At 64.1% G+C, this 26,629-nt stretch carries 28 protein-coding genes; all 28 read right to left on the reverse strand.

Annotated elements, in window-relative coordinates:
• Nucleotides 1-7: 7 nt before the first annotated feature.
• Nucleotides 8-769 carry a flagellar type III secretion system pore protein FliP gene (fliP, locus tag EGJ68_RS12905; protein ID WP_123034987.1) on the reverse strand — a complete coding sequence of 254 codons (762 nt, stop codon included), beginning with the start codon at nt 767-769 and terminating at the stop codon, nt 8-10.
• Nucleotides 766-1,119: a flagellar biosynthetic protein FliO gene (gene fliO / locus EGJ68_RS12910; RefSeq protein WP_123034988.1), complete on the reverse strand. Its 354-nt coding sequence runs from the start codon at nt 1,117-1,119 to the stop codon at nt 766-768. The genes fliP and fliO overlap by 4 nt, the downstream gene beginning before the upstream one ends.
• Nucleotides 1,116-1,466: a flagellar motor switch protein FliN gene (gene fliN, locus EGJ68_RS12915; RefSeq protein WP_123034989.1), complete on the reverse strand. Its 351-nt coding sequence runs from the start codon at nt 1,464-1,466 to the stop codon at nt 1,116-1,118. The genes fliO and fliN overlap by 4 nt, the downstream gene beginning before the upstream one ends.
• A gap of 4 nt (nt 1,467-1,470) precedes the next feature.
• Nucleotides 1,471-2,442, reverse strand: a complete 972-nt coding sequence (locus EGJ68_RS12920; protein WP_123034990.1) for a flagellar motor switch protein FliM — start codon at nt 2,440-2,442, stop codon at nt 1,471-1,473.
• Between the two features lie 7 nt (nt 2,443-2,449).
• Nucleotides 2,450-2,983: a flagellar basal body-associated FliL family protein gene (locus tag EGJ68_RS12925; RefSeq protein WP_123034991.1), complete on the reverse strand. Its 534-nt coding sequence runs from the start codon at nt 2,981-2,983 to the stop codon at nt 2,450-2,452.
• 212 nt (nt 2,984-3,195) lie between these two features.
• On the reverse strand, nt 3,196-4,548 hold the full coding sequence (locus tag EGJ68_RS12930) for a flagellar hook-length control protein FliK (protein ID WP_123034992.1): 1,353 nt from the start codon (nt 4,546-4,548) through the stop codon (nt 3,196-3,198).
• A 34-nt stretch (nt 4,549-4,582) separates the two neighbouring features.
• Nucleotides 4,583-5,047 carry a flagellar export protein FliJ gene (gene fliJ, locus EGJ68_RS12935; RefSeq protein ID WP_123034993.1) on the reverse strand — a complete coding sequence of 155 codons (465 nt, stop codon included), beginning with the start codon at nt 5,045-5,047 and terminating at the stop codon, nt 4,583-4,585.
• Nucleotides 5,044-6,372: a FliI/YscN family ATPase gene (locus tag EGJ68_RS12940; protein ID WP_233248844.1), complete on the reverse strand. Its 1,329-nt coding sequence runs from the start codon at nt 6,370-6,372 to the stop codon at nt 5,044-5,046. The genes fliJ and EGJ68_RS12940 overlap by 4 nt, the downstream gene beginning before the upstream one ends.
• Before the next feature lie 38 nt (nt 6,373-6,410).
• Nucleotides 6,411-7,010 (reverse strand): FliH/SctL family protein, encoded by a 600-nt coding sequence (locus tag EGJ68_RS12945; RefSeq protein WP_123034994.1) that lies wholly within the window; start codon nt 7,008-7,010, stop codon nt 6,411-6,413.
• Nucleotides 7,003-7,992, reverse strand: coding sequence for a flagellar motor switch protein FliG (gene fliG, locus EGJ68_RS12950; RefSeq protein ID WP_233248808.1), 990 nt, complete (start codon nt 7,990-7,992; stop codon nt 7,003-7,005). Before fliG ends, EGJ68_RS12945 begins: the two co-directional genes overlap by 8 nt.
• A 16-nt stretch (nt 7,993-8,008) precedes the next feature.
• Complete coding sequence (fliF, locus tag EGJ68_RS12955; protein ID WP_123034996.1) at nt 8,009-9,670, reverse strand: flagellar basal-body MS-ring/collar protein FliF; 1,662 nt, start codon at nt 9,668-9,670, stop codon at nt 8,009-8,011.
• A gap of 42 nt (nt 9,671-9,712) precedes the next feature.
• A complete protein-coding gene (gene fliE, locus EGJ68_RS12960; protein WP_123034997.1) occupies nt 9,713-10,024 on the reverse strand; it encodes a flagellar hook-basal body complex protein FliE in 312 nt (103 codons plus the stop codon).
• A gap of 13 nt (nt 10,025-10,037) precedes the next feature.
• Nucleotides 10,038-11,396 carry a sigma-54-dependent transcriptional regulator gene (locus EGJ68_RS12965; RefSeq protein WP_123034998.1) on the reverse strand — a complete coding sequence of 453 codons (1,359 nt, stop codon included), beginning with the start codon at nt 11,394-11,396 and terminating at the stop codon, nt 10,038-10,040.
• A 2-nt stretch (nt 11,397-11,398) separates the two neighbouring features.
• A complete protein-coding gene (locus tag EGJ68_RS12970) occupies nt 11,399-12,532 on the reverse strand; it encodes a sensor histidine kinase (protein WP_123034999.1) in 1,134 nt (377 codons plus the stop codon).
• A gap of 125 nt (nt 12,533-12,657) precedes the next feature.
• Nucleotides 12,658-13,800 carry a sigma-54 interaction domain-containing protein gene (locus EGJ68_RS12975; RefSeq protein ID WP_456298012.1) on the reverse strand — a complete coding sequence of 381 codons (1,143 nt, stop codon included), beginning with the start codon at nt 13,798-13,800 and terminating at the stop codon, nt 12,658-12,660.
• 63 nt (nt 13,801-13,863) lie between these two features.
• Nucleotides 13,864-14,427 (reverse strand): PilZ domain-containing protein, encoded by a 564-nt coding sequence (locus EGJ68_RS12980; protein ID WP_123035000.1) that lies wholly within the window; start codon nt 14,425-14,427, stop codon nt 13,864-13,866.
• Between the two features lie 155 nt (nt 14,428-14,582).
• On the reverse strand, nt 14,583-14,993 hold the full coding sequence (locus EGJ68_RS12985) for a flagellar protein FliT (protein WP_123035001.1): 411 nt from the start codon (nt 14,991-14,993) through the stop codon (nt 14,583-14,585).
• Nucleotides 14,990-15,391, reverse strand: a complete 402-nt coding sequence (fliS, locus tag EGJ68_RS12990; protein WP_123035002.1) for a flagellar export chaperone FliS — start codon at nt 15,389-15,391, stop codon at nt 14,990-14,992. Before fliS ends, EGJ68_RS12985 begins: the two co-directional genes overlap by 4 nt.
• Nucleotides 15,392-15,411: 20 nt before the next feature.
• A complete protein-coding gene (gene fliD / locus EGJ68_RS12995; protein ID WP_123035003.1) occupies nt 15,412-16,875 on the reverse strand; it encodes a flagellar filament capping protein FliD in 1,464 nt (487 codons plus the stop codon).
• A gap of 88 nt (nt 16,876-16,963) precedes the next feature.
• The gene (locus EGJ68_RS13000; protein ID WP_123035004.1) at nt 16,964-17,389 is read right to left on the reverse strand and encodes a flagellar protein FlaG; all 426 of its coding nucleotides are present in this window, start codon (nt 17,387-17,389) and stop codon (nt 16,964-16,966) included.
• Nucleotides 17,390-17,493: 104 nt separating this feature from the next.
• Nucleotides 17,494-18,912: a flagellin gene (locus EGJ68_RS13005; RefSeq protein ID WP_123035005.1), complete on the reverse strand. Its 1,419-nt coding sequence runs from the start codon at nt 18,910-18,912 to the stop codon at nt 17,494-17,496.
• A 145-nt stretch (nt 18,913-19,057) separates the two neighbouring features.
• Nucleotides 19,058-20,260: a flagellar hook-associated protein FlgL gene (gene flgL, locus EGJ68_RS13010; protein WP_123035006.1), complete on the reverse strand. Its 1,203-nt coding sequence runs from the start codon at nt 20,258-20,260 to the stop codon at nt 19,058-19,060.
• Nucleotides 20,261-20,274: 14 nt separating this feature from the next.
• The gene (gene flgK / locus EGJ68_RS13015) at nt 20,275-22,191 is read right to left on the reverse strand and encodes a flagellar hook-associated protein FlgK (protein ID WP_123035007.1); all 1,917 of its coding nucleotides are present in this window, start codon (nt 22,189-22,191) and stop codon (nt 20,275-20,277) included.
• Between the two features lie 19 nt (nt 22,192-22,210).
• A complete protein-coding gene (flgJ, locus tag EGJ68_RS13020; protein WP_123035008.1) occupies nt 22,211-23,254 on the reverse strand; it encodes a flagellar assembly peptidoglycan hydrolase FlgJ in 1,044 nt (347 codons plus the stop codon).
• A gap of 9 nt (nt 23,255-23,263) precedes the next feature.
• Nucleotides 23,264-24,379, reverse strand: a complete 1,116-nt coding sequence (locus EGJ68_RS13025; RefSeq protein ID WP_123035009.1) for a flagellar basal body P-ring protein FlgI — start codon at nt 24,377-24,379, stop codon at nt 23,264-23,266.
• A gap of 9 nt (nt 24,380-24,388) precedes the next feature.
• A complete protein-coding gene (locus EGJ68_RS13030) occupies nt 24,389-25,075 on the reverse strand; it encodes a flagellar basal body L-ring protein FlgH (RefSeq protein ID WP_233248811.1) in 687 nt (228 codons plus the stop codon).
• Between the two features lie 9 nt (nt 25,076-25,084).
• Complete coding sequence (gene flgG / locus EGJ68_RS13035) at nt 25,085-25,870, reverse strand: flagellar basal-body rod protein FlgG (RefSeq protein ID WP_027948765.1); 786 nt, start codon at nt 25,868-25,870, stop codon at nt 25,085-25,087.
• Nucleotides 25,871-25,882: 12 nt separating this feature from the next.
• Nucleotides 25,883-26,623 (reverse strand): flagellar basal-body rod protein FlgF, encoded by a 741-nt coding sequence (gene flgF, locus EGJ68_RS13040; RefSeq protein ID WP_123035010.1) that lies wholly within the window; start codon nt 26,621-26,623, stop codon nt 25,883-25,885.
• Between the last annotated feature and the right edge of the window lie 6 nt (nt 26,624-26,629).

Genomic DNA, 26,629 nt, shown 5'->3' on the forward strand with positions numbered 1-26,629 from the left:
GCGCCTCCTACACCACGAAGCTGTTGACCAGGGTGGACGCCACCAGCGTCCAGCCGTCGATCAGCACAAACAGCATGAGTTTAAAAGGCAGCGATACCAGCATCGGCGACAGCATCATCATACCCATCGACATCAGCACGGAGGCCACCACCAGGTCGATGATCAAAAACGGCACAAACAGCAGAAACCCGATCTGGAAGGCGGTTTTCAGTTCGCTGGTGAGAAACGAGGGCAACAACACCACCATCGGCACTTCCTCCGGCGTCTGGAAGGGCCCATAGCCCCCCAACTCGGCAAACAGCATCAGATCGTTTTCACGCGTCTGGCCGAACATGAACTCGCGAAACGGGCCCCGCGCCGCCGCCAGCGCCTGATCGAAGTCGATGGTCTCGTTCATGTAGGGCAACAGGGCATTCTGGTAGGCCACATCGAATACCGGCGCCATGATGAACAGGCTGAGAAACAGGGCGAGGCCGAGAATGATCTGGTTGGACGGTGTTTGTGCCGTGCCCAGCGCCTGACGCAGAATGGCCAGCACGATGAGAATCCGGGTGAAAGACGTCATGGTGATCAGCGCCGCCGGCAACAGCGTGAGCACCGTCATCAGCAGCAGGATCTGGATGTTCATGGAGTAGTTGCTGCCACCCCCCGGCGTGGGGTTGACCGACACCAGCGGAATGCTCGCCTGGGCCTGCGCCAGGCCTGGCAGCAACAGCACGCCCAGCAACACGGCCAGCGCCGCGCAAGCGGCACGCAGCGGCGCGCTCATTTGCGTGGCCCGAGCGGGTTGACGCTATTGAGGATGGTGGCGAAGTCGGGGCGCTGGGGGGTGCTGGCGGCTTCGACGATCACCGGCTCTGCAAATACATGCAGTGTTCTCACACTGCCGGGGGCGACCCCGAGCAGAATCTGTTCCTCGCCGGCGCGCAACAGCACCACACGCTCGCGGCTGCCCACACTGGCGCTGGCCAGCACCGCCAGCCGCGCGTTGTTACCGCTGCCGCCGCGGCTGAAGCGGCGCATCAGGTAAAGCATGCCGAGGATGCAGCAAAACACCAACAGCAGTGAGCCGAGCACCTGCACCAGATAACCTGCGCTGAACAGTTCCGGACTTTTCACCGGACTTTCTTCAATCGTTCAGAGGGGCTGACCACGTCAATCAGGCGCAGGCCGAAGCGTCCTTCGAGTTCTACCACCTCGCCACGCGCGATCAGTGTGCCGTTTACCATCAGGTCCAGTGGTGCATTGACCTCGCGGTCCAGTTCCACCAGCGCCCCCTGGTTCAACGCCAGCAGGTCCTTGATGGACATCCGCGTGCGCCCTATTTCCACCGACAGCGTCACCGGTACGTCGAGCAGCAGATCAAAGTTGATCTCGCCGCCCGTGCCTCCGGCTCCGCCCGGCGAGAGCTGTTGCAGTGCCTCACCTGACGGTTCGCCCGCGCCCTGTTCGTCCTGTTCGCTCATGGTTCTATCCTGTGCTTTTGCCCGTCGACCCTTCCGGGCCGACAAAACCTGTGATCTTTATGGCCTTCTGGCCCTCGTAGGCGCCATAGCGCCCACTGGCCAGGCGCACGCCTTCCACGCAGAGGTCAACTTCATCCGGCACGGCCAGGTCGATCACCGAGCCCACCTTCAACCCCAGCACTTCACCCAGGGTCAGCTCGCGGCTGGCAAGCATCACGGCCACATCCACCTTGACCGCGGGCAGTTCGCGCCGCAGGTGCGGCCCCCAACCCTGCCCGGCTTCCTCGGTAGCGGACTTGCGCGGCGCACTGAAGCGCTGCTTCCAGGGCTCCAGCGCCGCAAATGGCAACAGCAGGGCCACCTCGGATGTCAGCTCGTTCAAGCTCACTGCAAACACCATCTGCACCAGCTTGTCCGCGCGGGGCAGCGAAGCAATGGCGTCGACATGCGGGGCGGTTAGCATCGGGCCAGGTTCCAGCGGCAGCTTGTCACCCCAGGCGGCTACCAGCGCCGCAACCACCTGCTCGGCCACACGTTCCGCCAGGCGCAGTTCACTGGGCGTGAGCGTGGCACGCTGCACATTGGCGACGCTGTCGCCACGGACACCGCCGAAATAATCATTGACCAGCTGTGACAATAACGGTGCGGGGCACACCACGTGGCAATGCCCCGCCAGTGGCGGCAAATCGAGCGTGGTGACCGCCACGCTTTCCGCCAGGGATACCAGCACTTCTTCACAGGCGAGCACGCGCAATCCCGCAGCGCTTACCTCGAACTCGCTGTTGAACACGTCCTCAAGGCCGTGAGCCAGTTGTTCGGCGTGTCGCTCCTGCAGCGGTGGCAGCAGCGTGAGCTGGTTGAGCAGCGATTGCTCGCGGGCGGTGAAGTCGAACGCACGATAACCACCGCTCGCCGCGGTGCTGTCGCCCGTCAATGCATCCAGTTCGCCTTCGGAAAGCAGATCGCTGCCAGCCATACGCTACCTACTGCAGCACAAAGGAGGTGAAATAAACGTCCTGCACTGAATCCGGCCCGGACATCTTGAGCACCTCGTTCACGGCCTTCAACACGTCCTGACGCAGTGCCTCCTTGCCTTCTACCGTGCGCAACGCGTCGAAATCCTGATCGCTGAGCAACATGATGAGGCGGTTGCGCACGGCGGGCGTGTTGCGCTGGGCTTTCTCCAGCACTTCCGCTTCATAGGCCATCAACTGAATGTCGGTCTGGATATAGCGCATGCCGCCCTTGTGGTCGAAGTTGACGAGGAATTTCTCCAGCGGCATGTAGACCGCTTCGCGCTCCTCTTCCTTGGGTGCCGCGGGCTCGGCACCGGCCACATCGGCGGCTACCTCGTCGTTATTACCCAGCAGCATGAAGGCTGCCCCGGCACCACCGCCGAGCAACACCACAACCACCGCGATGATGGCGACCAGTTTGCCCTTGCCACCACCGGATGCCTTGCCGGCATCGTCCGCGCCATTGCCCTTGCCGAGATTGAGATCGTCTTTTGCAGCCATGCTTGCTCCTCGCAACTGACCGGCAGCCCTGCCGAATGCCGCCAACTGTCAGCAACATCCTTGAAAGCAAAAGCTATACCAGAATGAAAAAATCTATTAGATACAGAGTGTTAAGGCGCAGAGTGTGCGGCGAGTGCCAGTATTTTGACACCCCGCGCCCGCGTGGCTGCCGAGGCAGCCTGCAGGCATACTAGACTGAAAATCGGGGGAAGTTAAATGTAGTAATCGACCAGGCGAACGCCCGCGGACGCGTGCGCAGCGCCGGGTTCGGCGGTGCCGGAGACGGGTCCGTCAGCCAGGCCCTCCGCCCCTGCCGTGCGCGGCAGGCCGGGGGCATCACGCTGGCTGTCGGCACCGCCCTGGAACTGGCCGGAAACATCGCTATGGGAGAGTTGCAGGCCGCTCTGGGCCAGCATTTCACGCAGCCGCGGCATGGACTGCTCGATGGCATCCCGAGCGGCGGCGGAATCCGCCACAAACAGCACGCGGGCCTGGTCGCCATCGGTGGTGATGGAGACCTGTAAACGCCCCAGATCAGCCGGGTGCAGCTGCAGCGTTGCTTCGTGGCCACCGTTGCGGGCAAATACCTGCAGGCGGTTGGCCAGTTCGCCGGCGAATTCAGCGTCCTGTGGCGCATGGGTCATGGCCAGGTGCGTGGGCGTACGCGGCGCCGTGGGGGCGGACGTGTCCGCCGTGGCGTTGGCGCCCTGGCTAGCGCTCACCGCTGTTGTGGGGGTCGTGGACTCGCCACCGCCCGCAGCCAATGCCGCACGCAGCGGTTCAAGGCCACCCTCCGGGGCGCGCTGGCGGGCCGCCTGCAACGCCGTGGCCTCCTCGCCGCGCAGGCGCTCGGCGGACGCCAGCGTAACGGCTTCCTCCGTGCTGGCCGCGGTTGGTTCTGCGGCGATCAGTGCCTCCGCCCGTGCGGTGGTCGCTTGCGCAGTGGACTGCACTGCGGGTTGCCCCGCTGACTGCGCGCCCAATGTGACTGGCACGGCACCGGGCGTCGCAGCGGCCAATTCCGGGGTCAACAACACGCTGCCGCTGGCGGCTGTCCCCCTAGTGAGCACCTTCGCATCAGGGGGCAGAAGCGCGTTGGTGGTCGCGCCGGCCGTTGTCTCCGCAAGCGTTAGCGGTGTAACCGGGGCGGCACTCACTGCGCTTTCATCTGCCGTCGCATCTGTGGCTGCATCCGTCGAGCCGCTCAGCAGGTTGGGCAGAGCGGTATTCTCGGTAGCGGCGGCACCGTCAGGCGTGGCTTCAGCAAGCCCCTCCTGCAGGGTCAGGGTAAAGGGCTGCCACAGGCCCGAACCGGCCTCCAGGTCACCAGCGCCCTGAGCATTGCCAGCCACAGGCGGCAAACCACTGCCGCCGGACGACGCCGCATTGCCGCCGTTGCCATCGCGCGAGGTATTGCCGCCCCCGGCTGGCCGGTCGGAAGCGCCCGCTCTCGTGGCGGCAAACAACTGCGAAAATCCATTTTGAGCCCCGTCCTGCACCGTATTCCCGGGCGCACTGTTGGCGTCCGAGCTGGCGACAGGCAGGGTTTGCAGTACCGTAATCATCTAGGGTCTCCCGTATCAGGGGAGAAAAAGCAATTTACGTGCCAGAGCCCGAGGGCTCTTGTCCCGCTGGCACAAAACCGGCATTGAAGCGCTCGTCGACAGCGCGCTGTTCCAGGCGTTCGGCGTGGTCCTGGGCGACGATGCGTCGACGCGCGACGAAGTCTTCCAGGGTGGAGGTCTGCAGCGACTTCTGCATCCAGTCGTCGCGCTGTTGCTGGAGCTTTTCGGTGCTCTCGGCGACCGTGCTCAATTGCACGCGGATGGCATCATTCAGATTGGAGAGGAACTGGCGATAGTCCTGCAGCTGTGCGGCCGCCATTCCGGAGGCCGACATGTCGCGCAATTGCTGCTCATACTCCTCGGCAAAGCGCTGCAACTGGTTGAGCTGGTCGTTATTGCGGCTGTGGTGAGCCTGCTGCTCCTGCAGGCTGCGCGCTGCGCCGGCCTGGTCAGCGCGGGCGACGGTAACGACCTTGTCGAGCTTGTCTACGGCGCTCACAACTGGCCTCCAAGACCGGCAGCACGGGCCGCTTCAAGCATGGCGTTGAGGCTGTGTTGCATATCCCGTTTCTCGTTCCAGGGCTGGCTTATCAGCGCTCGCAGTGGGCCAATCGCACTCAGCGCCCGGTCGATGGCCGGGTCAGTGCCTCGCTCATAGGCACCAATGGTGATCAGGTCGCGATTCTCCCGCCACACAGCATACAACTCCTTGAGCTGGCGTGCCAGCTGCAGCTGGGCAGGGTCCACCACATTGACCATGGAGCGGCTGATGGAGGCTTCGATATCAAAGGCCGGAAACAGTCCCGAGTCTGCCAGCTGGCGCGAGAGCACGATGTGGCCATCGAGAATGGCGCGCGCGGAATCGGCAATGGGATCGGCCAGGTCGTCGCCCTCCACCAGCACGGTGTAGATCGCCGTAATGGAACCTTCCTGCGTGTTGCCCGCGCGCTCAACCAGTGCCGGCAGCAAGGAGAACACCGACGGCGGATAGCCCTTGGCCACCGGCGGCTCACCGGCCGCGAGGCCGATCTCACGCTGGGCCTGGGCAAAGCGGGTCAGGGAGTCCAGCAAGAGCAGGACGTTCTTGCCCTGGCGGCGGAAATGTTCGGCAATGGCCGTGGCACGCCAGGCACCGTGCACCCGCATCAGCGGTGGATCGTCGGCAGGGGTCGCCACTACCACGGCACGGCCCAAGCCTTCCGGCCCCAGAATTTCATCCACAAACTCGCGCACTTCACGCCCGCGCTCACCGACCAGACCGACCACAATGACGTCCGCGGCGGTGTGCCGGGTCATCATACCCAGCAGTGTGCTCTTGCCCACGCCGCTACCCGCGAACAGGCCGAGACGCTGCCCACGGCCGATGGTCGCCAGGGCATTGATCGCCTGCACACCCACGTCCAGTGGTTCGCGCACCGACCCGCGCGCCAGGGGGTTGATGGAGGGACCGCGCAGGGGCGCGTAGTCGCGAAACATCACGGTGGGGCCGCCATCCAGCAGGTGCCCGGCACCATTGATGACGCGCCCCAGCAAATGCTCGTCCACCCCCACACGGTGGCTGAACCCCAGCGGGCGCACCCGCGCCCCCAGCATCACGCCATGCAGGTTGCCCTCGGGCATGAGAATCAGGCGCCCTTCGGAGAACCCCACGACCTCGGCCTCCACACTGCGCTCTTCCTCCGCCTGGATACTGCAGCGGCTGCCCACCGCGCCGGTACACCCGGCCACCTCCAGCCGTGTACCGACCATGCGCACCAACCGACCTTCGCGGATGGGTGCGTTGGCATGCACCCGCGCTCCCAGGCTGCTGATCTGCTGCCGCAGGCGAACCGCCCGCTCAACACCCAGCTGTTCCGCCGCGCTCAAGACTCCGCTCCGCCGACGGCACCGCGACTCTCGCGCAGCGCGCGCACCACCTCGTCGAGGCGACGCTCAGTGGAGGCGTCGACGTAGCTTTCCGCAGTGGCCACGCGACAACCGCCGCGCAGCAAGGCGGCATCCGTATGCACCGTGACCGCCAGCTTGGGCAGGTTATCCGCCAGCCACTCCCGCACCAGCGCGGCATCGGCGGGATGCAAGTGCACATCAACCGGTCCCTCCACCGCTTCGAGCAGTTCCAGTGCCTCGGCCAGCACGGCCTCGATGGCGCCGGACGACGTTTCCAGCTCACGCTGGACCACTGCCGTGGCCACCTGCACCACCAGCTCCGACAGCTCCCGCAGCAAGCCGGACTCCTGCTGTCGAAACGGCGTTGCCATATTCTCCAGCAGGGCCGCGAGCTCCCTGGCCGTGCCTTCGGCTTTGGCGCGACCGGCGGCGAGCCCTTCGGCGTGGCCCGCAGCATAGCCCTCGGCGCGCGCACGCTCGGCGATTGCCGCGGTATCCGGCGGCGCCGCCGCTGCGGGCGCTGCCTCCCGCAGCGGCGGGGGTTGCCAGCTGCGCGGGCGACCGGCGTCAGACAAAGTCGTCGCCCCCTTTGCCCAGCGTGATCTCGCCCTCGTCTGACAGACGGCTCGCGACCGCGAGAATTTCCTTCTGGGCCGCCTCAACTTCGGCCAGTTTCACCGGGCCCTTGGCCTCGAGATCCTCGCGCAGCATATCCGCAGCGCGAGACGACATGTTGTTGAAAAACTTGTCCTGCAGCTGGTCATCGACGCCTTTCAGGGCAATCACCAGGCTATCAACAGCAATTTCCCGAATCAGGCGCTGCATACCGCGATCATCCAGCTCTGTGAGGTTGTCAAACACGAACATCAGCTCACTCACTTTCTCCCCGAGGTCGGCATCGGCCTCCTTGAGAGAGCCGAGCAACTCGGACTCGATATCCGCCTTGACGTTGTTGAGAATGGCCGCCGCACTGGTCATGCCGTTGACCGAACGTGGCGGCGTTTTGCGCACCTTGCCCAGCTGTTTTTCCAGCACTTTGTCCAGCTCTTCCATCGCCGCCGGATCAATCACCTGCAAACGCGCCACGCGCAACAGCGCCTCGCTGCGCACGGGTTCGGGGATATTGACCAGCACCTGGGCTGACTGTTCCTCGTCCAGCGAGGCCAGCACAATGGCAATGATCTGCGGGTGCTCGTCCTCCAGCAGTTCCGCCACCGCACCCGGGTCCATCCACTTCAGCGCTTCTATGCCGGAGGTCTGCTGCTTGCCCGGCATGACTTTAGCCAACATGGAGCGCGCCTTGCTTTCACCCAGCGCGTTGGTCAGCACACGACGGGTAAATTCCGAGGCACCCAGACCCAGCGGGTTGAGCGCACTGGCGTCTTCGTGGAACGCCGCCAGCACCGTCTCTACCTGCTCGTTGGAGATAGACGACAGCGACGCCATGGCCTCGCCGATGCGCTGTACTTCACGCGGCTCCATGTGGCGCATGATGGCGGTGGCCGAATCCTCGCCTACCCCCAGCAGGAATACCGCTGCGCGCTGCGCGCCGCTCAAACCTGCTCCCGCAGCATCAGCCATCGCCCGCCACCCACTGTTTCATCACATGTGCAGCGCGCTGCGGCTCGCCCTCAGCCACATTGCGCGCCATTTGTAATTGCTGCTGGTAACCGGTGTTGCCGGGCAGGCCGCGCCGGTCGCCGGCCAGGGTCACCTGGTCGTCGCTCATCAATTCACCACCACCCTGGGCATATCCCGCCTCACCGTAACCGTCGTTGCCCAGGGCCCGCTGCCCCGATGGGCCGATTGCCGCTGGCACGGGCGCCACTGAAAACTGCATCAGGGGACGCAGCACGAAGAACAGCAGCGCCGCCAACCCGGCCGCCACGCCCAGGCCTTTCAGCACGCGCCACAGCCAGTCTTCCTCGAGCAGCGAAGGCTCCGGTGGCGCTTCCAGTGCGGGCGGTTCGACAAAGGAGGCATTGATCACGCTCACGGTATCACCGCGTGCTTCGCTGAAACCAACGGCCTCCCGCGCCAGGCGGGTGATTTCTTCCACCCGTTCCGGTGCCAGCGGCGCCCGTTCCACCGAGCCGTCCTCGGCAGTGATTTCCACGTGGTCCAGCACCAGCGCAATCGACAACTTTTGCAGCGTACCCGGCGTTTCGCGAATGTGGCTGATGGTCTTGTCCATTTCATAGTTGCGCGTTTCGCGGCGAGTAGACCGCGTTGGCGCCGTGTTCTCTACCAGCCCGGCCTCTGGCGGTTGGGCCAGCACGTCCGGGTCTTCCGGTGGCTGGTTGGCCAGCGTACCCGGCACACCGCCCTCCAGCATCCGGGTGGTCATCTCCTCCGAGGTTTGCTCGCTGCGCAATACCGTGTCCGGCGCGTACACCTCGCTGGTGCGCTCGATGCGGGTGAAGTCGATATCCGCCGACACCTGCGCGTGCACGCGCCCGGGCCCCAGAATGGGCTCCAGAATATCGACGATCCGCTGGCTGTAGCGCTGCTCCAGCTGCTGTGCCATCTGGAACTGTTCCTTGCTGTAGCCGAAATCATCCGGGTTGCCCTGCGTCGACAACAGGCGGCCCTGCTGGTCGACCACGGAGACGGACTCCGGTTGCAGGTTGGGCACACTGGCGGACACCAGGTGCACGATGCCCGCCAACTGCCGGTCAGACAGCACCTGGCCACCGTACAGGTGCAACACGACCGATGCGGCCGGCTGTTCTCGCTGGCGCAGGAAGGCGCTCTGTTTGGCCATGGCCAGGTGCACGCGGGCACCGCGCACACCATCCAGTGCGCTGATAGTGCGGGAAAGCTCCTGTTCCAGCGAACGGTGATAGCGCGCCTGCTCCATAAAGCTGCTGACGCCGATCTCCTGCTCCTGATAAATCTTGTCGAAGCCGATGTCGCCGGAGCGCGGGAAGCCCTCGGTCGCCAGCAGCAGCCGCGCCCGGTGCACCTGGTCGGAGGCCACGGTAACCATGCCGGTGCGATCATCGAGCCGGTAGTCGATGCCGTTGGCGTCCAGTGTAGACATGGCCGCAGTGGTGTCCTCGGCCGCCATACTGCCGAACAGGGGCTTGTACTCGGGCACAAAAACCCATTGCACCAGGCCAATGCCCAGCGCAATGCTTGCCGCCAGGCCCACCAGCAGCGCGAGCTGGCGGGAAATGGGCTGCCGGCTGTATCCGTTGAAGCGCGCGACAAGCCCGCCGCTATTCTCTGCCATGGATCAACTCACTCCTCAGGGCACATCGTAAACCAGCAGGGCTCAGACCTGCATACTCATGACTTCACGATAGGCGGTGAGCAGTTTGTTGCGCACCTCGCTCAGCGCCTGGAATTCCAGGCTGGCTTTCTGCGCCGTCACCATCAACTCCGCCAGCGACACCCCCGGCTCACCCGCCTCGAAGGCCGTGGCCATTTCGCGCGAATTCTGCATCGCCTGATTGACGTCGTCGATGGACTGTTTCATAAAGCTGGAAAAGTCGGCACCGCCGGCCGCCGCGGCAGATTCGCTGCCCGCCTCCGCCGCCATGCTGCGCATCTGTGCCAGCACCTGGTTGATTGCCATTTCGCTCATAACCTGTCCTCTCTCAATGTGCGCGGGGTACGGCCAACCCCAGTTCACGGAAGCGCGCCAGTTTGTAGCGCAGCGTGCGCGGGCTGATACCCAGGCGCTCCGCGGCCTCCTTGCGGTTGCCATCCACCGCCGACAACGCGGCCACGATCAGCTCGCGCTCGCGCTCCTTCAGGTCGCCCTCCAGCTGCGGTTCGGCCGGGGCGGTGGCTTCCACCATAGTGGGTGCAGCCGCGACTGCTGCGGCGGGCGCCATGGCGGCAACGAAGTCGATATCGTCGGGGCCGATCTCTGGCCCCAGTGCCAGCAGGCTGGCACGCTGCACGCAGTTCTCCAGTTCCCGCACGTTACCGCGCCAATTATGCGCGGCGAGGCGCTGCAGGGCGGCCTTACTGAAAGCGAGCCCACTGCGCGGTGGCGCGTAACGCTGCAGGAAGCGCTGTGCCAGCGGCAGGATATCCGCCGGGCGATCGCGCAAAGCGGGCACCTCCAGCGGCACGACACTCAGGCGATAATAGAGGTCTTCCCGGAAGCGGCCAGCGGCAACGGCTTCCGCGAGGTTGCGGTTGCTGGTGGCAATCACCCGCACATCCAGCGCAATCACCTTGTTGCCGCCCAGGCGTTCCACCTCACGCTCCTGCAGCACGCGCAACAGCTTGGCCTGCAGGCCCAGGTCCATCTCGGAGATTTCATCCAGCAGCAGGGTGCCGCCGTTGGCCTGCTCGAATTTGCCCGGGCGCGACTGGTGGGCGCCGGTGTAGGCACCTTTTTCATAGCCAAACAGCATCGACTCCAGCATGTTTTCGGGAATGGCGGCGCAGTTGATGGCGACCATGGGCCGCTCGGCACGGCTGGAACAGGCGTGCAGGTAACGCGCAATCACTTCCTTGCCGGTGCCGGATTCACCGGTGACCAACACTGTGGCATCGCTGTGCGCCAGGCGCTCTGCCAGACGACACACCCGTTGCATGGCGGGGTCTTCTGCCACCATGGCCACACCCGGCTCCGGCACCGGTTCAAACCGGGCCAGCATTTCCAGCAACACTTCTGCGGCGAAGGGTTTCAACAAATAGTCGGTTGCGCCATCGCGCATGGCCGCCACCGCATGCTGCACCGAGCCGTGCGCAGTAATCATCACAAACGGCAGCTCCGGGCTGCGGGCGCGCACCTCACGCAACAAGCGCTCGCCGTCCATCCCGGCCATTTGTACATCGCTGATGATGAGGTCGACCGGCTGGCGCTCCAGCTGCTGCAATGCCGCCGCGCCGTCGCAGGCGCTCCACACGCGGTAACCCCCGTACTCGATGGTGTCACACAGCGCTTCCCGCAGCGTGCTGTCGTCTTCGACCACCAGAACTTTCAACGCGGCTCCCACAGTCAACCCTCTCCTTCTGCGACCGGAAATTCCAGAATGAACTCGGCACCACCCTGCGGGCTGTCGCCCAGGCGGATTTCACCCCCCAACTCGTTCACCGTGCGTGCCACCACCGCCAGGCCGAGGCCGGTGCCGGTGGACCGGGTGGTAAAGAAGGGGTCGAAAATACGCTCGCGCAGCTCCTCTGCCACGCCGGGACCGTTGTCCCGCACCCTCAGCAGCATGCGCTCGCGGTTCAGGGCGCCCGCCCATACATCCACATGCACCGCCGCACCGCCGGCTTCGATGGCATTCACTACGAGGTTGGCCAGTGCGCCGGCCAGCGCGTCGCGGTCACCGCGCAGGGCCAGCGTGCGATCCACCGGCGTCACCGACAGCGTGGCGCCGGCGGCCTGCAGCCGCGCCTGCACATGCGCCTGGAAATCACCGAGTACGTCCTGCAGGCAAATCAGCTCCGTGCGCGGGGGAGCGCCGCGCACAAAACCCAGCATACTTTCTATCAAGCCTTCCATATGCACCAGGCGCTCGGCGAGCCGATCGCAAATACGCTCACGCTGCGCGACCGCAAGGTCCGGCCGGCGCAGTTGCGCCAGATACAGCGTGGTGGACGACAAGGGCGTACGGATCTGGTGCGCCAGCCGCGCCGCCATTTCACCCAGCGCGCTCAGGCGCTGTTCGCGGCCCACCTGTGCCTGCAGGTCGTGCAGTTCGGTGGTGTCGGTCACCAGCACCAGCGTCTCGCCCTGCTGCGCCAGATGGCGGCTGTGCAGCGATAGATGCCGCTCCGGCTCGCGCTCGCGTATGCGCGCCTGCACGGCGGGCCAGTCTTCACCCAGCAGCGGCTCCCCAAACAGCGCCACCGCCTCCGGGTTGGCGTCGCGCACCTGTTGGCGCTCATCAACCAGCAACACACCGCCCGGCAGCATGGCCATCAGGGAAGCCAGCCGCTCGAGCAGGCGCTCCTTCTCCGCCAACTCATCCAGCCGCGCCGAACGCGAGGCTGCGAGCTCCTCGTTGAGGCGCGCTACCCGCGACTCAAGGTCGCGGTAGGAGGCATCCAGTTGATGTGAGACCTCGGCAAGGCTGCGAAAAGCCGCTTCCAGGTCGTGTTTTTCGAGGGGTACTGCCTGCTGCATGATCGAGTTCCACCGAGCGCTATCACGCCATTGCGGCAGTCAAAGCAAAAGCCATGCCCAAAGTAGAATTCATCGATTTTTCAGCAGCTTAGAAATAAAACGGGAAGGCCGGCCAGCCGTCGGCGTCAGGAATCTGACGGCACCGCATCGCGCTGCAATGCAAACTTGCGCATCTTCTCCACCAGGGTGGTGCGCTGCAAACCGAGCAACTGCGCCGCGCGCGCCACCACCCAGCCACTGCGCTCCAGCGCCTGCAGCAGCAAGCTGCGCTCGGTGTCAGCGAGGTGCTGTTTGAGATCCAGGCCGTCCGGGCCCAGTTGCAGGGTTTCAGCCTGTGAGGCGGCTACCGGCACTTCGTGGGACACACCCGGGGCCACCGCGCGAGGCGCACCGTCGTCCGGCGCTTCACCCTCGACACCATGCGCGGACGCCGGGGGCGGTTGAGCGGGGTCGAAGCCTTCGCAGAATTTCGGCGGCAGGTCGGCAAAACCCACCTCGGAACCGGGAAACAGAATGGCCAAACGCTCGACGAGATTGTTCAGTTCACGCACGTTGCCCGGCCAGGCGTACTGCTGCAGGGCCGCCATGGCATCCGCCGCAAGCGCCACGCTGTCGCGCTGTTCGCGCGCCAACTGGGCCAGAAAGTGCTGCACCAGCACCGGCACATCCTCTGGTCGAGCCCGCAAGGCCGGCACCTCAATCGGAAACACATTGAGGCGGTAGTAGAGGTCTGCGCGGAAACGGCCATCCTCAACGCGCTGCTCAAGATCCTGGTGAGTAGCGGCAATCACCCGCACGTCGGTGGGCTGCGAGCTGGCGCTGCCCACCCGTTCAAAACAGCGTTCCTGCAATACCCGCAGCAACTTCACCTGCATGGGCAGGGGCATGTCGCCGATCTCATCCAGAAACAGTGTGCCGCCCGCCGCCAACTCGAAGCGGCCACGCCGGGTGCTGATGGCGCCGGTAAATGCGCCCTTCTCGTGCCCGAACAGCTCGGACTCCAGCAGCTCTGCCGGAATGGCCCCACAGTTCACCGGCACAAACGGCCCCCGGGCGCGCGGCGAAGCGCTGTGAATACCGCGGGCAACCACTTCCTTGCCGGTGCCGGACTCACCCAGAATGAGGACCGTGGCATCACTGCCCGCCACCTGCTGCACCAACCGGCGAATTGCACGCATGGCAGCACTGGGGCCCACAATCGGAGAAGAAATGTCAGAATACTGGGGCAACCGTATCAATCCATGTACACAGCCAGAAAGGAAGAACAACCACGGCGCAGAGTCTGCGCAGCTGAGCGTGAACTGTCAACTTATTGACGGAGAAAAGCGCGATTAATCTCCGCTGTGGGCGCGACGATAAGCAACCTCCCGGCGGTGATGGCGGAAAATGAGCTTTTCCAGCCACACCCGGGCGGCGCCCGCCAGGCCAACGAAGCGCACCGTGTTGCCACCGTCCGCCAATTCTTCCGGGCTACTGATGACTTCACCATAGCAACACAGTGGTTTGGGCAAGCCCCGCTGAATGTACAGCTCGAGGAAAATACGGGCGCCCGCCGGTGGGCCCTCGCCCTTCCAGCTCACCTGCTCGGCAGACACCTGCACCGCGCTCACCGGCGGGATATCCAGCTCGTGGTACACCAGCGCGCTGACCAGATCGAGCACCAGATTCAGCTTCAGGTCGAGCCGGGCAATGTCCTGCTGCACGCCGGGCGGCGAGTCCGTATCGTCCTTGGTGTTGAGCCCATCGCCCACCGCCGACACGGCACGCAGGAAGCTCTCGTTGGACGCGTTGACCATGGCCAGGTGAGTCTGCTCGGGCTCGTAGTCAACCGGCTTCCAGGACAGCGCAATGTTATCGCTATAGACAAGGCCGTTGCCGGCGCTCTTGCTGCTCATGCCCGATGCTCCGCAAAACCATTACGATACCACAGGGTGCAGGGGACGGAACTCCCCTGGGGGTGGCTTACATCTGGGCTGGGGCTCTCTCAGGAGCTAAAGCTTTAATCAGGGGCTGAGGGCCGTTATCGGGGGTTTAGGGGCTGCGGCGCCGGTCAGGGTTGCGACTTCACCCGCTCATAGTGGCCGATCGCCGAACGCGTACGCACCTGTGCGACACCTTGCTGTAATACCGCATCGCGCGCCTTGCTGAGGTGGGCCATCATTTCTTCGTTGAGGTGGAGGATGGCGGCCAATGCCTCGGCGACCAGCTCCGCATGCTCGGTGGAAACGGCCTCCTTGAAGCAGCGCGCCAGGTCGTCGCGACGGTCCTGCTCGCGCGCGGCTACGGCGTCCCAGTCGCCCGCTTCGGCGAGGGCGACCATTTCGCGGGTAACCGTCAACACGCGGGCCAACCGGCGGCATTGACTGAGTGCGGCTTCAGAGCCTTCAGCGGCTGCGAGAGAGCCTTCAGCGGCAGAAACAGAGCCCTCAGCTGCCACCACACCGGGGAAAGGCAAAATCATCCTGCGGGCCGCCGCTGTTCTGCGGGAATGCTCTCCCAACCGTCGCGAATAGTGCCCAATAAATCACGCACCTCCACCAGTGCGGCCGTATCGGCCGCTGCGCTCGCTTCAACCAGCCGCCCCTGCATATACTCGTACAAGTCGCTCAGGCGACCGGCCAGTTCCGGGCTCTGGTCATGGTCCAGGCTCACACGGAGATTGTCGATGATGGTAATGGCCTTACCGATCAACTCACCCTGGCGACCCGTATCGCGCCGCTCCATAGCTCCCTGAGCCGAGGCGATGCGATCCATCGCACCGTCGAGCAACATGCTGATGAGCTGGTGTGGCGATGCGTCAGTGACACCGCTCTGCACGCCCACTTGCTTGTAGGCGCTGAGCGCCTGCCTGGTATTCATAACGGGAATCCTGCCTGTCACTAATTGGAGAAGCGATCACTGGGCAGCGGGATATTCGCCAGCTGCTCACTCACAAAACTGCCTGTGCTGTTGATCTGCGCGAGCAGACCGTCGAGCGCGTTGAATTGGGCGCGGTAGCGGGCTTCGACAGCTTCCATACGACGGTTGAGCGCTTCGCGGTCGTCAGCAATGGCATCAACGCTGCCCTGAAGCCCATCCGTACGGGTATCCAGCAAACCACCAGTGCTCAAAAAGCCATTGAGTACGCTGTCCAGACGTTGCGCAATACCCGTACTTTCACGACTGAACAAGGAGGCGAGATTCGCATTGCCATCCGCGAGCGCCGCATCAAGCCGCTCAGTGTTTATAGTCAATGTGCCGTTGGATGATGTTGTTATTCCCAGTTCCGCAAGGGAACCAAAAGGGCCATCCGGGTTTTCCACCGAGGCCGTCACCGCATTGCGCACCTGGCTGATTATCGTGCGGGCAGAAAAGTCACCCTGCAGCGCGCCAGCGCGACCACTGTCCGGATCAAAACGGGTCAAATTGGCCGATGTTGAAACAAAGGTATTGTAGGCAGTAACAAACTGCTGCATGGCGTTACGCGTGGCGGCACGGTTCTCCGCCACCACGAGGCTTGCGGGCGTGCCGCTGGTCACATCCTTGAGCGTAAGGTTCACGCCGTCGAGTGCACCCGTAACGGTGTTGCTCGCACTGGTCAAAGCGAGCCCGTTAAGCGTGAAACTGGCGTCACCCGCGGCCGCGGTCTGTGTCAGATTGGCAGCATCGGTATTGAAGGCCAGGCGAGACAGTCCTGCAGCGTCGAGGTTATCGCCATCACCGGCATCCGCGACTGACACCTGAATGGCGTTAGCGGCGCCCGTTTCGGTTGAGCTGAATAGCAAGCGCGCGCCGCTGCCGTCGTTCACAATGGCCGCCGACACGCCTATGTCAGCCGCATTGATTGCATCACGTATACCGGCGAGCGTGTTGTTACTGCTGCCTATGGTAATGCTTGCGCTGTCTCGCTCCGGGTTCACGGTGAAGCTGTTTAGCACCTGCGGTCCTGGCACCGCTGGCGTTGCGTCCACCGTACCGAAACTGAACGTGAGCGTACCCTCGCCCACGACCTCGGCCGCCGTTGCAAAGCTGCCGGACGCCAGCGACTGGGTGCGAGCCAGGGCATCAACGGTAATGCTGTAGTTTGCGGCTGCCGCATCAGCCGAGGCTGTGGCAGTAAAAACAGAGGTATTTGAGCTAGTCGCTGTACGCTGTGTGAAAGTGCTTTCCTGACGCAGCGCCGCCGAGCGAGCCTGCAAATCTGCCAGTACGCCTTTCAATGTGCCAAAACCGGACAAGTCACTGGTGAGTGATGCCTCGCGACGCAGCAGTCTGTTCTCGACCGGTGCCCGCTCAGCAGCGACCAGCTGAGTCACCAAACCTTCTATATCCAGCCCCGAGCCAACCCCGGTTACCGAAACCATTTACAACCCCACAATCGCTTACGCGGCATCATTACCCTGTGCGTTACAGCTTAGCAAATAAAGTGCCAGCTACCGTAGCTGAGCGCGCTTATCCCTCCTGATCCATGAACACACCCCTGGACGGTAATTCCGAACCACCCAACTCGGCCTGCTGGCGGGCTAGAAAACGCGCCAGGGACACGGCTTCTTCTGAGGGAATCTGCCGCACGACCTCATCGGTGGCCTTGTCCTTCACGGTGATGATGGTAGAGCCCAAATCCTGATCGACAGAGATCTGCAGGGAGCGATTTACCGTCTGTACGTAATCAGCGATATCCCGCGAGGCCTGCGCCAGCTCTTGCGTCATGTCGCGCTGCTTTGCCTCTGGCTGCTGCGTTTCACGCGCCTGCGGCGCCGCCTTGCCGCTCGCGGCGATATCTTGCCGGGTTGCTGCATTTTGCGCGGGCGCAGATGCCGTGCTCGCGGGCAGAGTCGGTGCTGCGTTTACATTGGAAGGCGTGATTGAACTCGCCATGATCGTATCCTCGTATCTGCGCTACTCAAGACCAAGCCAGAAACACAAAAGGGTGAGGTGGAAACCACCTCACCCCAGTGCAACTAGCGCATGGTCTCAGCCACTTACTGCAGCAGAGCCAGCACGTTCTGGGGCTGGGCATTCGCCTGCGCCAACACTGAAATACCGGCCTGCTGCAGGATCTGGGCACGCGCCAGGTTAGCCGTTTCTGCCGCAAAATCCGCATCGCGAATCCGTGAACGTGAGGCATCCAGGTTTTCGGAGGTGGTCTGCAGGCTGGTTACCACTGACTCGAAACGGTTCTGGATGGCGCCGAGGTCAGCACGCGTGGAGTTGATGGCGGTCAGTGCCGAATCTACCGCAGTGATTGCTGCGGTGGAGTTGCCCACGTTGAGAAGGTTGATGTTACTGGTAGCTGCAAATACGCCTGCGGTGAACCCCGCCGTACTGGGGCTTGCACCTCCAATCGTGAGCGTCTCGGTAGACGTCAGGTCAAACGAACCCTCTACCGCGGTGCCACCCTCGAGAGTGGTGGCCGTGTCACCTGTGCCGCCTGTTGTAACCGCAAAACTAGTGACAGAAATTGTCCCGCCGGTCGCATCAGTCAGCACAAGATTATCACCATCTGCAGCTGCCGTAATTCCCGTATTACCATTCTGCAAGTTCACGGCATCAACGATCTCCGTGAGTGTCACTTCATCATCTGCACCAGTGCCAGTAATTGTAACGGTATCAGTGAGGCCGCCAGTGGAGATATCGAACGACAGCGTATCTGTGCCGGCTGCCAGTACGCGCTCACCAGAACCTACATAGTCAACAGTATAGGTACCAGAGGTCGCAGTCGCTGATACGCCGCTAATCCCTGCCCCGGTAACAGCAGCAGCCAAGGCAGTAACGCCAGCGCCGACAGTCCCTATGTCCGTGCCATTGATCGTTAGATCGCCGGCGGTCAAAGCGCCTGTCGCTCCAGCCACAGAAATGTCAGCTGTTGCAGCACCGCCAGTATCCAGCCCCAAACCCAAAGCCGTAGAATCAACCACCGCGCTAACGGTGATCGTGTCACCAACGTTGGCACCTACCTGGAAAATCTGCGCACTGAAAGAGCCGTCCAACAGCTTGACGCCGTTGAAGTTGGTCTGTCCTGCAACGCGGTCAATTTCAGCGATGAGCTGCTGTACTTCAGCGTCGAGCGCCGCACGGTCAGAGCTGCTGTTGGTGGCGTTGGCAGACTGTACCGCCAGTTCGCGAATACGCTGCAGGTTGTTGGTCACTTCACTCAAGGCACCCTCGGCGGTCTGCGCCAGGGAAATACCGTCATTGGCGTTACGCGCCGCCTGGTTCAGGCCGCGGATCTGTGCGGTGAAACGCTCGGAGATGGCCAGGCCAGCCGCATCATCCTTGGCACTGTTGATACGCAGGCCGGAGGACAAACGCTGCAGCGAGGTCGCCACATCATTCTGGGAGCTGTTTAGGTTACGCTGAGCAGTCAGCGAGGGAATATTGGTGTTGATAATCTGAGGCATGGTTTCATTCCTTCTCGTTTCGCGCCGGCTTCCCCTGTGGAGTCGTCGCTGGTCACCGTCCATCGGCCCGGGGAGAGAGCTCCCCGCTCAAAAGAGTTAGCGGACGGTGTTGAAGGAACTTTAGGCCAAGTGTCAGGTTTTTTTACTAGAGGAAATTGAACAGGGACAGGCCCTGAATGCGCACATAGCTCTGCTGGGCGGCCTGCAGGGCAACCAGCTGCAGATTGAGGCGGCTGATGGCCTCGGTAACGTCCAGATCGCGCACTTCCGAGAGGGTTTCCTGCAGCTGCAGGGTGAAGGCATCATTGCTTTCCCGCAGGCTGTCTATGCGGTTCAAGCGCACGCCGAGGTCCGCCTGCTGCTCCAACATGCGGCCCAGCGCCTGGTCGAGGTTACCCAGGCCGCTGGCCACCGCATTATTCACCGCCGCAGACGCCGCGGGGCCGGTGGTGGAGGACTTCAGGCTGTCGATAATGCTCTGCACGCTGCTGAACACGTCCTGGCGCGGTGCGGCGGGCACTGTGAAGCTGTCGCCGTCCGCCGGGGTACCCTCAAAGGTCACGCTGGCGCCGTTGAAGGCGATGCTCGCGCCAGGCTCGTAGGGGCCACTGGCGACCACCACGGCGCTGCTGTCGGTAACCTCGAAGGTGACCGGGTCGGCGGGCGTTGGCTGGCTGAAGGTGATAGTGTAGGTATCGCGCTGATAGTTCGCCGCCGCGCTGCTGGCATCCACCACCGCGGTACCCGCGTTGCCGGCGGTCGCACGGATATCAAAACTGCCGTTGCCGGCGGGGATATCCATGAACACGGCGCGGCCGGAATCACGTACCGCCAGCTGTGTGTTGGGTGCCACCTGCAGGAAGCGCTGCCCGTCATCGCCGCTGTACACCACGTCCCCACCGCTGCGACTGAAGGGCTGGGTCTGGGCCTGAAAACCGGCGAACACGAACTCGCCGTTGGCATCGCGGGTGTTGGCCAGGCTGACCAGCTCATCCAGCCGCCCTTCCATTTCGGTGGCGATGGCACGGCGGGTTTCGGGGGTCTGGGTGGCGTTGTTGGCCTGCACGGTGAGTTCGCGCACGCGCTGCAGCACGTCTGTCACGTCCTGCAGCACGGTATCCGCCAGGGCAATCTGCCCCTCGGCGAGGTTGCCGTTGCGCTGAAACTGGTCGAGCTGGGACAGGTCTTCCGTGAGGTCCAGAATCTGCACGGCGGCAATGGGGTCGTCAGCCGGGGTGGTGACCCGCAGGCCACTGGCCAGCTGCTGCTGGGTTTTCTGCAGCTGAGCCTGCTGGTTCAGGATGTTGCTGATTCCCTGCTGGAAAATCTGGGCGGTTGACAGTCGCATGGGGAGCTCCGGTGTTAGCGACGCGTGGCGTCGAGCAGGGTCTGGAACACGGTGTCCGCCACGGAAATCACCTGCGCTGCGGCCTGGTAGGCCTGCTGGAAGCGCAACAGGTCGGCGGCTTCTTCATCCAGGTTGACCCCCTGCACGCTATCGCGGGCGGAAATCGCCTGCTGCAGCAAGGTGGATTCCGCATCGGCGGCGGCGCTGGCCTGACGGCTGCTCACGGCGACATCCGCCACCAGGCCGGCATAGCTGTCCTGATAGCTGGCGGTACCGCCATCCAGGGTTTGCGCGGTTTGCAGGGCACCCAGGGCCAGCGCATTGCGGTTATCGCCGCTGCCATCGGTGTTGTTGGCAATACTCAGCGTGTCGCCAGCGGTGGGCGTGCCGCCCAGCTCAAAACTCAGGCCGCCCAGGGTCACGGCGATGCCGCCGCTGTCAGTGGCCGGGTTGTAGGCAATGGGCCCACCGGCGCTACCCGCCACATCGTAGCCGGGCACGCCCACGCCCAGCGCGTCCGGGTTGAAGGTCAGCGTGATGGCGCCGCCCAATGGCAGGCCGGCGGCATCATCTACGGACAGCGCCGACAGACCGGCGTCGCCGAGGTTCGCGCTGCCGACACTGCTGCGCACGGGGCTGGCGGCGGCGAAGTCCGCCGCGTTGGTAATTTCCAGCGCGAACAGGTTGGCGCCCTGCCCCACAGGCTGGATAAGGAAGCTGTCACCCGCTGCCGCTGTGCCGCTGATGGCAATGTCGACACCGTCCACGGTAAATGTGGGGCCGGCGCCGGTCTGGCTGGCGCCCGTCTGTTCGTTGCGCAAGGTCCACTGGGTGCCATCGAAACTGATACGGTAGTCGGCGCCGGTAAGCGCGCTCACATCACCCAGGCTGGCGCTGACGGTGGCGGCACCGGTGTTGCCAGAGGAGGCGGCCACGGCGGGCTCCAGCGGGCGGAAAAAGTTGCCGCCGAGCTGGCCATTGAGATCCATGCCCCGGCTGTGCTGTTCGTTGAACGTGGCGGCAATGCCGGCCGCCAGCAGGCCGAGCTCATTGCGGGTGCTGTCCAGCACACCGCCGCGGAACGACAGCGCCGCCCCCAGCTCGCCGCCCGTCAGGAAGCGGCCAATGTCGGTGCTGGAGGCAAGGCCGGCGATGCCCACATTCAACCGCGTGGCGTCGAAGGGGTCGCGAAAGGTCTGCAGCTCACTGGCGGTAAAGCCCACCACCAGCGCCTGACCATTGCCCACCAGCACGTTGATGGCGCCGTCTTCCTGCGTGACGGTGGTCACCCCCACTTTTTCCGCCAGGCGGTTGATGGCCTGGTCGCGCGCGTCCAGCAGGTCGTTCGGTGGCTGGCCGCCGGTTGCCGTGGTGGCGCGCACCACCTGCTCGTTGAGGGAGGCGATATTGCTGGCCAGGGCATTGATGTCTTTCACCGTGGTGGTGATGCGCTGGCTGACTTCACTGTTGAGGCTGCGCAGCTGGGTGTCCAGCGCCTGAAAGCGCCCCGCCAGCTCACTGGCCTCGCCCAACAGCACCTTGCGCTCGGGAATGGAGCCCGGGTTATTGGCTACATCCTGCAGGGCGCCAAAAAAGCCCTCAATGCCCGGGGCGATACCCACAGACGGGTCCGCCAGCAGGTTGTCGATGCGGGAAGTCAGGCCGCTCAGGGTGCTGAAACCGGCACTGGAGGAGCTGCGGCTGCGTACGTCCTGGGCAAGAAACTGGTCGTAACTGCGGGTGATGGAGTCCACCTTGACCCCGGTGCCCAGGAATCCCGCACCGGTCGCCTCGGGCGGCAGGGTGGCAAAGTCCACCCGCTGCCGGCTGTAACCCGCGGTATTCACGTTGGCGATATTCTGGCCGGTCGTCGACAGTGCCCGCTGCAGTGACAGCAGCGCGGACGTCCCAATGTTCAGCAGATCTGCCACGGTGAGCCTCGCTCGGGGTTCAAGCGGCCTCAGGCCGCATGTCTGATTGTGATGGCGGCAGCTGCGCGGAATTCTTTAGCTCCGCCACGGTGTCTGCCACGGTGCCGCGCTGCAGGATTGCCAGGATCTTGTCGGCATAGGCCGGGTCGGTGGCATAGCCGGCGGCCTGCAATTCACGCAGGTAGGCCTCGGGCTCGGCCGCACTGGCCAGCGCATCCTGGTAGCGGGGCGCACTGCGAATCAGGTCGACATAATCGGCAAAGGAATCCGCCGGGGAGTCGTACACGCGAAAGGCCGCGCGCTCAAGGCGAGCCGCCGCGCCGTCGTACTCCACGGTCTGCACACGGGTGACGGGGCCCTGCCAGCCGCTTCCGGCCTTGATATTGAACAGGTTGTGGCTGCTACCGGCGGCAGCGGGCAGTGCGCGCTGGCCCCAACCCGTCTCCAGCGCTGCCTGCGCAATCAGCACCGCCGGGTCCACGCCCAGCTCCGCCGCCGCCGGTTCGGCCAGAGGCCACAGCTCACGTACAAACGCTTCGGGGGGCGTGGGTGCGGCCGGCGGTCCACCGGCGGCGGCCAGTGGCGGCTGCGCCGGGGATGGCTGCTGCCCTGAAGACTGAGTAGAAGCAGGTTCAGCCGCAAGCGCCGCGCCGGTAGCGACCGGTGTGCTGCCGTAACGCGCCGACGGCATCGCCAGGCCCTGCTGACCACCCTGCGGCGGCACCACCGCCTGCGCACCCCCGGATTCCGCAGCGCCCCCTACCGCGCCCGCCGCCTGCAGCTGCTCCACCAGCACCTGGGCCAAACCCAGGCCGCCGTGATCCGCAAGGTCCACCGACAGCTGCTGGTCGAACATCTGCTGCCAGCTCTTCAGCTGGCTGCTGTTGAACAGGCCGCCTTCGGGCGTGGCATCGCGCATGGATTTCAGCATCTGCTGCACGAAAATCGCTTCGAACTGCCGCGCCACCGGCTCCACCGCGGATGCCGCATCGTTGCGCGCATCGCGGCGCAGGGCGGCGAGGCCGCTGAAGTCGTGGTAAAGAGAAGCCTGTGCCGCCTGCATCAGAAGCGCCTAGATCACAATCAACTGGGCACGCAGGGCACCCGCCTGCTGCAGTGCTTCCAGGATCGCGATGAGGTCACCCGGGGCAGCGCCCACACGGTTCACCGCGGTCACCAGTTCCTGCAGCGTGATGCCGGCATCCAGCAGGAACATGCGCGCATCCTCCTGCTCCGCAGCCACTTCGGAGTCCGGTGCGACCACGGTTTCACCCACGCGCGAAAACGGTCCAGGCTGGCTCACGCCGATATCTTCCGACACCGTGACCACCAGATTGCCGTGCGCCACTGCGGCGGTCTCTACCCGCACCTCGCTGCCAATCACGATGGTGCCGCTGCGCGAGTTGACCACCACCCGGGCAGGCGCCGCGGCCGGATCAACCTGCAGGTTCTCGACAATCGACAGAAACGCCACGCGGTCCGCCAGCTCGGCGGGCGCTTGTACTTCGATGGACACGGCGTCCAGCGGCTGTGCGGTGCCCACGCCCAGGGCCGCATTGATCGACCCGGCCACGCGTTGGGCGGTGGTGAAGTCCGCGGAGTTCAGGTTCATGATCAGTGTCGGCGCCGTGGCAAAGGGGCTGTCGACCGTGCGCTCGACGGTGGCGCCGTTGGGTATGCGGCCGGAGCTGGTGGCGTTCACCGTCACCCGCGAACCGTCCGCGCCTTCCGCACCGAAGCCGCTGACCAACAGGGAGCCCTGCGCGAGGGCGTAGGTTTCCCCATTCACCGCTTTCAATGGCGTCATCAGCAAGGTGCCGCCGCGCAGGCTTTTGGCGTTGCCGAGTGACGACACCGTCACGTCAATGGTCTGCCCTGGCTTGGCAAAGGCCGGCAGATCCGCATGCACCATCACCGCGGCCACGTTGGTCAGCTGCGGGTTTACATTCGCAGGAATATTCACTCCCAGTTCCGCCAGCATGCTTTTCAGGCTCTGGATGGTAAACGGGGCCTGGATGGTCTGGTCACCACTGCCGTCCAGGCCCACCACCAGACCGTAACCGATCAGTTGGTTGCTGCGCACACCGTTGACGCTGGCAATGTCCTTGATGCGCTCGGCGCTGGCGGAGGTGGAGAGCAGCAGCGCAAGCAACAGCGGGGAAAGACGAGTCCAGAGTAGCGTTAACATCAGCGTGCCTCAGAAAGGAACCAGCGGGCTCATAAAGAACCGGGTGAGCCACCCGGGCGTGTTGGTTTCCTGACTGACGCCGGTGCCGCTGTAGGAGATGCGCGCGTCGGCAATCAGGGTAGAGGAAATGGTGTTGGTAGGGCTCAGGTCCTCGGGGCGGATAATGCCGCGCAGGCGAATGTACTCGTCGCCCTGGTTGATATTGATCCACTTCTCGCCCTGGATATACAGGTTCCCGTTCGGCAACACCTGCGCCACCTGCACCGCGATGGCGCCGCGCAGGCTATTGCTCTGACCCAGCGCCGCTTCACCGGAGAAAGCGCTGGCGCCGTTGATATCCACGCCCAAGTTATAGCGCCCATTCACGGTAACCGGCTGACCGAACACGGTGGGGCTGGTGAGGTTGATCTCACTGCTTTTATCCAGCTCGGTGTCGCTGCTCTTGCTGCCGGTCGTGGCTTCCACCAGCACCACGCTGACGATGTCCCCTACCTGCACTGCGCGGGTATCGGTGAACAGCGCCAGGCCACTGGAGGGCAGGAATACACCGCCGTTGCCGGGTGGTTGCGGCAGTTGCGAGTAGTCTATCGGGTCCACCGGGCCATACAGCTCGTGGCTCTTCTCGGGCACCCCGCCACAGCCGGCCAGGGCCAACAGGGCAGTTGCCAGCAGCACACACTTGAAGGAAGCGTACACAGTCACCTCTTACAGATTGTTGGAGACGAACTGGAGCATCTGGTCAGCGGTGGAGATGGCCTTGGAGTTCATCTCGTAGGCGCGCTGGGTTTCAATCATGTTCACCAGCTCTTCCACCACGTTGACGTTGGAGCTTTCGACATAACCCTGCACCACCGTGCCCAGGCCGTTGATACCCGGGTTGCCCGGCTGCGGCGCACCGCTGGCACCGGATTCCACCAGCAGGTTCTCGCCGCGGGCCTGCAGCCCCGCCGGGTTGATGAAGTCAGTCAGCTGGATGTTGCCCACCTGGCTCACCGCCGCACTGCCCGGCACCGTCACCGAGACTGTGCCGTCGCCACCGATGCTGATGGAGGTGGCGTTCTGGGGAATGGTGATCGGCGGTTGCAGCTGGTAGCCGGCGGACGTCACCACAATGCCCTGATCATTGATTTGCAGAGAGCCGTCGCGGGTGTAGCCCTGGGTCCCGTCCGGCAGCAGGATCTCGAAAAAGCCGCGGCCCTGAATGGCCAGGTCCAGCGAGTTGTCGGTTTTGGTCAGGTTGCCCTGGGTGAACAGCTTCTCGGTCGCCACCACCCGGGTGCCGGTGCCGATCTGCAGGCCCGAGGGCAGCAGCGTGTCCTGCGAGGACTGCGCGCCGACCTGACGCACGTTCTGGTACACCAGGTCCTCGAAGATGGCGCGGCTGCGCTTGAAACCGGTGGTGCCGACGTTCGCCAGGTTGTTAGCAATGGTCGACATGCGCGTCTGCTGCGCGTCGAGGCCGGTCTTGGAAATCCACAGTGACTGTGACATGGCCTGAATTCCTTATTCGAGTCGCATTAATTGGGTTGACGCCGTGTCCAGCTCCTGAGCGGTGGACATCATGCGCACATGCATTTCGTATTGCCGGGACAGCTCGATCATCTGCACCATCGCGGACACCGGGTTGACGTTGCTGGACTCCAGCATGCCGGAAGCCAGGCGCACGTCCGCGGCGGGTTCGGAGGCCAGCCCATCATCCAGGCGCAGCAGTCCGTCAGCGCCCTTGTCGATTTGCTCCGCCGGCGGGTTCACCAGCTTGATGCGGTCGAGCACGGCCACCGCATTGATCTGCTCGCCCAGCGGCACAATGGACACCGTGCCATCGGCACCGACGGTCAGCGAGCTGAAGGGGGGCAGCGCTATGGGCCCGCGCTCGCCGAGTACCGGCTGCCCCGCGCCGTTGAGCAGTTGACCGAAGGCATCCACCCGCAGGTCACCGCGTCGGGTGAGCGCCTCGGTGCCATCCGGTGCCTGCACCGCCATCCAGCCTTCGCCGACAATGGCCACGTCCAGGTCGCGCCCGGTTTGCTCGAGGCTGCCCGGTGCCAGGTCCGTGCCCTTGCGCTTCTCGATGGTGTACACGCGGCTGTCGACGCCCACACCGTCGAGGTAGCGGCTTTCCGCACTCACCATGTCGGCCTTGAAGCCGGGCGTTGAAGCGTTGGCCAGGTTGTGGCTGTTGGCGGCCTGCGCCAGCATCATTTCCTGGGCACCAGAGGCGGCGATGTAGACGAAATGGTCCATCAGTCA

Origin of the sequence: Haliea alexandrii (assembly GCF_003719295.1) — a bacterium.
Taxonomy (GTDB): domain Bacteria; phylum Pseudomonadota; class Gammaproteobacteria; order Pseudomonadales; family Halieaceae; genus Haliea; species Haliea alexandrii.